The organism is Stenotrophomonas daejeonensis, assembly GCF_001431505.1.
Classification (GTDB): domain Bacteria; phylum Pseudomonadota; class Gammaproteobacteria; order Xanthomonadales; family Xanthomonadaceae; genus Stenotrophomonas; species Stenotrophomonas daejeonensis.
This window is the reverse complement of the sequence record NZ_LDJP01000067.1, coordinates 1-7,812: the sequence shown is the minus strand read 5'-3', so window position 1 is coordinate 7,812 and position 7,812 is coordinate 1. Positions and strand designations below refer to the sequence as shown.

At 69.7% G+C, this 7,812-nt stretch carries 7 protein-coding genes; 5 read left to right on the top strand and 2 right to left on the bottom strand.

The window, feature by feature from the left end; genetic code table 11:
* Nucleotides 1-128: 128 nt before the first annotated feature.
* The 5 genes from yccS (at nt 129) to ABB34_RS11250 (ending at nt 5,561) form a co-directional block, all read left to right on the top strand.
* Nucleotides 129-2,300: a YccS family putative transporter gene (yccS, locus tag ABB34_RS11270; RefSeq protein ID WP_057641425.1), complete on the top strand. Its 2,172-nt coding sequence runs from the start codon at nt 129-131 to the stop codon at nt 2,298-2,300.
* Nucleotides 2,301-2,418: 118 nt separating this feature from the next.
* Nucleotides 2,419-4,341 (top strand): MFS transporter, encoded by a 1,923-nt coding sequence (locus tag ABB34_RS11265; RefSeq protein ID WP_057641424.1) that lies wholly within the window; start codon nt 2,419-2,421, stop codon nt 4,339-4,341.
* A 77-nt stretch (nt 4,342-4,418) separates the two neighbouring features.
* Nucleotides 4,419-4,745 (top strand): hypothetical protein, encoded by a 327-nt coding sequence (locus ABB34_RS11260; RefSeq protein WP_057641423.1) that lies wholly within the window; start codon nt 4,419-4,421, stop codon nt 4,743-4,745.
* A 31-nt stretch (nt 4,746-4,776) separates the two neighbouring features.
* Nucleotides 4,777-5,148, top strand: coding sequence for a CD225/dispanin family protein (locus tag ABB34_RS11255; RefSeq protein ID WP_083490171.1), 372 nt, complete (start codon nt 4,777-4,779; stop codon nt 5,146-5,148).
* The gene (locus ABB34_RS11250; RefSeq protein WP_057641422.1) at nt 5,148-5,561 is read left to right on the top strand and encodes a DUF2752 domain-containing protein; all 414 of its coding nucleotides are present in this window, start codon (nt 5,148-5,150) and stop codon (nt 5,559-5,561) included. The genes ABB34_RS11255 and ABB34_RS11250 overlap by 1 nt, the downstream gene beginning before the upstream one ends.
* Nucleotides 5,562-5,819: 258 nt before the next feature.
* Here ABB34_RS11250 and ampE read toward each other — a convergent pair whose 3' ends face one another.
* Together ampE and nudC are read right to left on the bottom strand one after the other, a co-directional pair.
* Nucleotides 5,820-6,704 (bottom strand): regulatory signaling modulator protein AmpE, encoded by an 885-nt coding sequence (gene ampE, locus ABB34_RS11245; RefSeq protein ID WP_057641421.1) that lies wholly within the window; start codon nt 6,702-6,704, stop codon nt 5,820-5,822.
* Between the two features lie 58 nt (nt 6,705-6,762).
* Nucleotides 6,763-7,671, bottom strand: coding sequence for an NAD(+) diphosphatase (nudC, locus tag ABB34_RS11240; RefSeq protein WP_057641420.1), 909 nt, complete (start codon nt 7,669-7,671; stop codon nt 6,763-6,765).
* Nucleotides 7,672-7,812: the final 141 nt, after the last annotated feature.

Below are 7,812 nucleotides of genomic sequence, written 5' to 3'. Positions count from 1 at the left end.
TCGGGGACGTGGCCCCGACCTACCCGCTCTCCGGAAGCCCCTCCCTCCCCGCACCATCACGCGCTTGCCCCCGCAATGCCTCGCACTGCAATCTGGCACCCCCCCGTCCTGCAATCTTCCGCCCCGGCATGCGCTCCTCCGAACGTCTGTTGACCCGCCTCTGGGCCCACGAAAAGGCCAGCTACGGGTTGCGCGTGTTCGTCGCGCTGTCCACCGTGCTGGCCGCGTGCTGGTACCGCGGCGACCTGCTGCCGCTGCCGTCGCTGTTCCTCGGCATCATCGCCAGCGCCATCGCCGAGACCGACGACAACGGCCGCGGCCGCGCCAAGGCGGTGCTGTTATCGCTGCTGTGCTTCGTCGTCGCGGCGGCGGCGGTGATCCAGTTGTTCGCGATGCCGCTGGCCTTCGTCGCCGCGCTGGCGCTGGCCGCGTTCGCGCTGACCCTGCTCGGCGCGCTCGGCGAACGCTACGCCTCCATCGGCCAGGCCACGGTGACGCTGGCGATCTACATGATGGTCGCCCTCGACCAGCAGCCGGACGCCGACGCCGCGCAGGCCTGGCGCGAGGCCTGGCTGCTGCTGGCCGGCGCGGCCTGGTACGGCCTGCTGTCGATCCTGTGGACGGTGATGTTCGCCAACCGCCCGGTGCGCGAGCGGCTGGCGCGGCTGTACGCCGAACTGGGCCGTTACCTGCAACTGAAGGCCGACCTGTTCGAGCCGGTGCGGAATGGCGGGCTGGAGGCGCGGCAACTGGCGCTGGCCGAGCAGAACGTGCGCGTGGTGCAGGCGCTGGACGCCGCCAAGACCGCCATCCTCAGCCGCTTCGGCCGCTCCGGTCGGCCGGGCGTGCAGTCCGGCCTGTACTTCCGCCTGTACTACATGGCGCAGGATTTCCACGAGCGCGCCAGCTCCTCGCACTACCCCTACGAAGCGCTGACCGAGGCCTTTTTCCACAGCGACGTGCTGTACCGCTGCCGCCGGCTGCTGACCCTGCAGGGCCAGGCCTGCGCCGCGCTGGGCCAGGCCATCCGCCTGCGCCAGCCGTTCGACTATGGCGACCAGTGCCGGCAGGCCGGGCAGGACCTGCAACAGTCGCTGCGCTACCTGCGCGGGCAACCCGACCCGCGCTGGCGGCTGCTGGGCTCGCTGCAGCTGCTGGAAACCAACCTGTCCAACATCGCCCGGCAGCTGTCCGAGGCCTCGCTGGCCGACACCCCGCTGGAAGGCATCGACACCCGCCTCCGCGACTCCTCGCCGCACACCCTGCGCGAAATGGCCACGCGCCTGCGCCAGGCACTGACCCCCGGCTCGCTGCTGTTCCGCCACGGCGTGCGCATCGCGTTGGCGCTGACCGCCGGCTACGCGCTGCTCAAGCTGGTGCACCCGCAGAACGGCTACTGGATATTGCTGACCATCGTGTTCGTGTGCCGCCCGCATTTCGGCGCCACCCGGCTGCGGCTGGTGCAGCGCGTGGCCGGCACGCTGCTCGGCCTGGGCGTGACGTGGGCGCTGATGCAGCTGTTCCCGGGCACCGCGTTGCAACTGCTGCTGGCGCTGGCCGCCGCGCTGCTGTTCTTCGTCACCCGCAACGAGCGCTACGTCATCGCCACCGCCGCGATCACGCTGATGGCGCTGCTGTGCTTCAACCTGCTCGGCGACGACGGCTTCGTGCTGATCTGGCCGCGGCTGCTGGACACGCTGATCGGCGGCGCCATCGCGGTGGCGGCCTCGCTGCTGGTCCTGCCCGACTGGCAGGGCCGGCGCCTGCACCGGGTGATGGCGCAGGTGGCGGCCACCTGCACCGGCTACCTGGACGCGGTGCTGGGCCAGTACCGCAGCGGCATGCGCGACGACCTGCCCTACCGCGTCGCCCGCCGCGACATGCACAACGCCGACGTGGCGCTGTCGGTGGCGCTGTCCAACATGCTGCGCGAGCCCAGCTACGCACGCGGCAACCTCGACGCCGGCTTCCGCTTCCTGGCCCTGTCCAACACCCTGCTCGGCTACCTGTCGGCGCTGGGCGCGCACCGCGCGCAGGCGGCGGCGGTCGAAGGCGACCCGCTGATCGAGCAGGGCCACCGGCAGTTGCGGCAGTCGCTGGCGCAGTTGGCCGACGCGCTGGAGCAACGCCAGCCGGCGACGCCGCAGGAAGACGAGGTGGCGCTGGCCGATGCGCTGGAACAGCTGCCCGACGACATCGACGACAAGCCGCGGCTGGTGCGCACCCAGCTGGCGCTGATGCTGCGGCTGCTGCCGAAGCTGCGCGCGGCGGCGGCCGAAGCCGTCGGCAACGCCACGTAGGTCGGGGCCATGCCCCCGACGGGCTTTGGCATCAAGACGTCGGGGGCGTGACCCCGACCTACCCTCCTGCCAACCCGGGACTCCTGCTAAGGTGCCGCGCAGAACGCAAGGAGACCCGATGGCCGGCCACAACCAGTTCGCGTTGCTGAAGCAGCGCCGCTTCCTCCCGTTCTTCATCGTCCAGTCGCTGGGCGCGTTCAACGACAACATCTACCGGCAGGCGATCATCGGCCTGCTGTTCTACCTCGGCGTCGGCACCGCCGAGCGCACGCTCTACACCAACCTGGCGCCGGCGCTGTTCATCCTGCCCTACTTCCTGTTCTCGGCCTTGGCCGGGCAGATCGCCGAGAAGCTGGAGAAGCAGCGGCTGATCGTCATCACCACGATGATGGAAATCGCGATCATGTCGCTGGCCGCCGTCGGCTTCCTGTTGCAGAACATGCCGGTGCTGCTGCTGGCGCTGTTCTGCACCGGCCTGCAATCCACCCTGTTCGGGCCGGTGAAGTATTCGGTGCTGCCGTCGATCCTCAAGCCGGAGGAGCTGACCGGCGGCAATGGCCTGGTCGAGATGGGCACTTCGCTGTCGATCCTGACCGGCATGATCGCCGGCGGCCTGGTGTTCGTGCTGGCCGGCAGCCACGGCCCGGTCGTCGCGGCGGTGGCGATCATCGCGCTGGCGCTGGCCGGCAACGCCGCCGCACGGATGATGCCGCGCGTGGACGCCGGCGCGCCGGAGCTGAAGATCCGCTGGAACCCGCTGTCCGAATCGCTGGCGGTGCTGCGGCTGGCGAAGAAGCAGAAGGCGGTGCGCAACGCCATCCTCGGCGTGTCGTGGTTCTGGTTCGTCGGCACCGTGCTGACCTCGCAGCTGCCCAGCTATGCGGTGGTCAACCTCGGCGGCGAACCCACGCTCTACATCTTCGCGCTGGCACTGTTCTCCATCGGCACCGGCACCGGCTCGCTGCTGTGCGAGAAGCTGTCGGCGCGCACCGTCGAAATCGGCCTGGTGCCGTTGGGCGCGTTCGGCATCAGCGCATTCCTGCTCGACCTGTATTTCGCCCGCGCCGGCACCGCCACCGCGCAAGGCCTTTCGCTGGCGCAGTTCGTGCAGCAGCCGGGCAGCGCCCGCATCATCGTCGACCTGCTCGGCATCGGCCTGTTCACCGGCTTCTTCGTGGTGCCGCTGTTCGCGCTGATCCAGAGTCGCACGCCGAAATCGGAGATGTCGCGCGTGTTCGCTGCGCTGAACATCCAGAACTCCGGCTTCATCGTGCTGGCCGCGGTCATCGGCCTGCTGCTGCAACTGAAGCAACTGACGCTGTTCGGCCACACCGTGCCGATGCCCGGCCTGAGCATCCCGCAGCTGTTCCTCGCGCTGGCCATCGCCAACACGCTGGTGGCGATCTGGATCTTCAGCATCGTGCCCGAGTTCCTGATGCGCTTCCTCAGCTGGTTGATGGTGCGCACGCTGTACCGGCTGCGCGTGCGCGGCATCGAGGCCAATGTGCCCGACGAGGGCGCGGCGTTGCTGGTCTGCAACCACGTCAGCTACATGGATGCGCTGATCCTGGCGGCGGTGGTGCCGCGCCCGGTGCGCTTCGTCATGTATTACCGGATCTTCAACATCCCGGTGCTGCGCTGGATCTTCCGCACCGCCAAGGCCATTCCCATCGCCAGCCCGAAGGAGGACGCCGGGCTGATGCAGCGCGCCTTCGACGCGGTGGACGCGGCACTGGCCGAGGGCGAGCTGGTCTGCATCTTCCCCGAAGGCGCGTTGACCCGCGACGGCGGCATCGCCGCATTCAGGTCCGGGGTAGAGAAGATCCTCGCCCGGCGCCCGGTGCCAGTGGTACCGATGGCGCTCAAGGGCATGTGGGCCAGCATGTGGAGCCGGCGCGACAGCCGGCTGGGGCGGATGCGCGTGCCACGCCGCTTCCGCGCCAATGTCGAAGTCGTCGCCGGCACCGCCGTCGATGGCGCCGCCACCGACGCGGCGCAACTGGAGGCCGCGGTGCGCGCACTGCGCGGCGACGATGCTTGAAGCCACACCCGGCCACTGGCTACGCTAGCGCCACGGTCGCGATGGACACGCCACGCAGACACCGACAAGGGGAAAACATGGACAACACCACGCCACCGCCGCCGCCCACGCCCGTCGTGGCGCCGCAGCAGGTGCACCATCACCACCACTACCCGCCGAAATCCGGCGGCACCGCCGCGTTGCTGGAGGCCCTGCCCGGCATCTTCCAGGTGTTCGGCATCGGCCACATGTACGCCGGCAACGTCGGCACCGGGCTGATCATCATGTTCGGCTACTGGGCGGTGGCCTTCGTCAACTTCCTGCTCTGCTTCGTGTTCATCGGCTTCATCACCGGGCCGCTGTGCTGGGTAGCCACGATGATCATCTCGTCGCTGACCGCGGCCAACGCCTGCAAGACCCGCTGACCCCACTTCCAAACCAACCGGAGCCTTCCCGATGAGCGCAGTGCCCCCCTCCCCTTCCTCGTTCAACACCGCCAAGCCCGTTCCCAACCACCTGTTGTGGTCGATCCTGGTCACGGTGTTCAACTTCCTGGTCTGCTGCATCGCCTGCTGGAACTTCCCGGGCCTGATCACCGGCATCGTCGCCATCGTGTTCTCCTCCAAGGTCAACGCGCGGCTCAATGCCGGCGACGTGGCCGGCGCGGAGCAGGCCTCGCGCAACGCCAGGATCTGGGCCTGGGTGACCACCGGCTTCCTGATCCTCGGCGTGCTGGCCTTCTTCATCTCGCTGGCCTTCATGGGCGGCACCGAAGGCTACATGGAGCGGATCGAGGAAATCCGCCAGCAGATCGAAGCCACCCGTTGATGCCCCCAAGGCGCACCCTGCTCCTGGCTGCACTACCGGCCGCCGCCCTGGCGGCCGGTGTCGGCATCTGGGCCCTGCGGACCTTCGACCCCAACCTGCCGGGCAATCCCTTCCCGCCCTGCATTTTCCTCACGCTGACCGGCCATTACTGCGCCGGCTGCGGCATCACCCGCGCCCTGCACGCACTGGTGCACGGCGACCTCGCCACCGCCCTGCGCATGAACGTGCTGGCGACCAGCCTGCTTGCGCTGGTGCCCCCGGTCGCCGCCTGGCATGCCGGCTGGAAGCCAGCAGCACTGCGCCCATTCGCCACGCTGCTGGCTTCGCCGTGGCTGTGGGGCGTGGTGCTGTTCGGGTTCTGGATTGCACGCAATCTGCCGTGGTACCCGTTCAACCTGCTGGCGCCGGGCTGAAAAGCCTCGTTTGCGCGGCGACTTCCCCATGCGCGGTGGCGCGCCGGACAAACCGGCACCTTCCTGCCTGCATGGCGCGGATCGCACGCAACATGCCTTGGTATCCATTCACTCCGCTCGCACCGGGCTGAAAACGCCGCTTCATCGCAGATGCGGGGCTTGCCCCGCATGCGGCCTTCCCGGTAAAGCCCTGTGCCGGGCAAGCCCGGCACCTACGAATCCGGGCCGATGCGAAGCCTGCCCGCATCGAAGCCGCAGTCAGCCAACCCAGCCGGCGATGATCATCAGCGCCAGCACCGCCATCCACAGCAGCAGCATCCGCCACACCACGCTCATCGCGTCGCGCAGCTCGGGGAAGCGCTCGTCGATGGGGACAAGGCCGGCCTCGCGCGCTTCCTCGGCCTCCTCGCCCAGTTCCATGCCGACACCGGCGCGCGCCGCCTCGCCGAGGAAGTCCAGCTCCAGCGCCCAGCGGTTGCCGGCAGCGCGGCGCCATGCCGAAAACACCGTGTCGAAATTGCCCACCAGCGCCATCGACAGCGCCATCAACTGCGCCACCGGCCATTCCAGCACCGCCAGCGCCCGGCTGCCGCCCTCGTGGCTGGCGCCGGACAACCGCGCCGCCTGCGGCCCCTGCACCGCCTGCGCCAGCAGCCGGTATGCCGCCACGCCGAACGGGCCCAGCAGCAGGAACCAGAACAGCGGCGCGAACCAGCGCCGCAACGCGTTGAACATGACCGCATCGACCAGCGACGCCGCGTCCTCGCGCATGCTGCCACCGGCCGCACGCAGGTGCGCGGTCGCCTGTGCGCGGCTACCGGCATCGTCGGCATCGATCACCGCCTCGACGTCGCGGTCCAGGTCGCGCGGCCCCCAGCACAGCACCAGCACGACGATGCCGTACAACAGCGACGGCAGGCCGTAGAGGCGCTCGTCCAGCAGCCATTGCAGCAGGGCCACCGGCAGCAGCAATGGCACCAGCGCCGGCAGCAGGCCGAAGCGGCCGCGCGCCCACCCGCCCTGCGCCTGCAGCCATGCCAGCCAGCGCCCGAACCAATGCCAGTCGCGCATGGCGGCCATCACGGCCGGGGCCAGATGGCCCAGCACCAATGCCGCGATCACGGCTACCAGGGTAGTGAACATGGGTTACCTCCGCGCCCCGATTGTAGGCCCTGCGGCATCCGCCGACGGTCGCCCGGGCTCACGCCCGCTGCCGCCGGTACCAGTGCTCGACCAGGGTACTGGCGATCGAGATCGGCGGCGGCAGCAGGATGCCCTGGCCATCGTCGCCCTCGCTGCGGCGGCGCAGTGCGGCACCGACCTCCTCGACGTCGAACCAGCGGGCGTCCTCCAGCTCGCCATCCACGGTGGGCACGTCGTCATGCGCCTCGGCGTGGAAGCCGACCATCAGCGCGCCCGGGAACGGCCACGGCTGGGTGCCCAGGTAATGCGCGCCGGTCACCCGCACCCGGGTTTCCTCGAACACCTCGCGCGCCACGGTCTGTTCGAAGGTTTCGCCCGGCTCGACGAAGCCGGCCAGCACCGACCAGCGCCGCGGCGCCCAGGCCGCCTGCCGGCCCAACAGCAGGCGGCCGCCGTTCTCGACCGCGACGATGACCGCCGGGTCGACCCGCGGGTAATGCTCGGTGCCGCACTGCCCGCAGCGGCCGATGAAACCGCCGCGGCCGAAGGCCACCGCACCGCCGCAGACGCCGCAGTAGCGGTTGCGCGAATGCCAGTACGACATGCCGCGCGCGTAGCAGAAGATGCCCGCCACCTCGGCCGGCCACTCGGCCGCGGCGCGGCGCAGGTCCAGTCGTTGCGGCGCCTGCAGCGTGACCGTGGCCGCTTCGACCACGAACCACGCCTGCTCCTGTTGCAGGCCGAGGAAGATGGCCGCGCCGGGCCCGCCTCCCAGCGCGTGGCCGCTGCTCAAAAACGGCTGGCCGGTTGCATCGGCGAACGCGGTGCCGTCGGTGTCGAGCACCAATACCCGCGCGTCGGGCCAGAGCCGGGCCAGCGCCTCGGCGTCGTCGCGCAGTGCATCGGCGCGGTCCAGCGGCGCGCCGACAAAGGCATGGCCGCGGAAGGAAACAACGGTATCGGACATCACCGGGACCTTGGAGAGACTACGGCCATTGTAGGAGCACCGCTTCTCCCTTCTCCCGCCGGAAGAAGGTGCCCGAAGGGCGGACGAGGGGCGAACGAAGTCCATGATGATTGGACCATCGGGACTCCATTGCCCCTCACC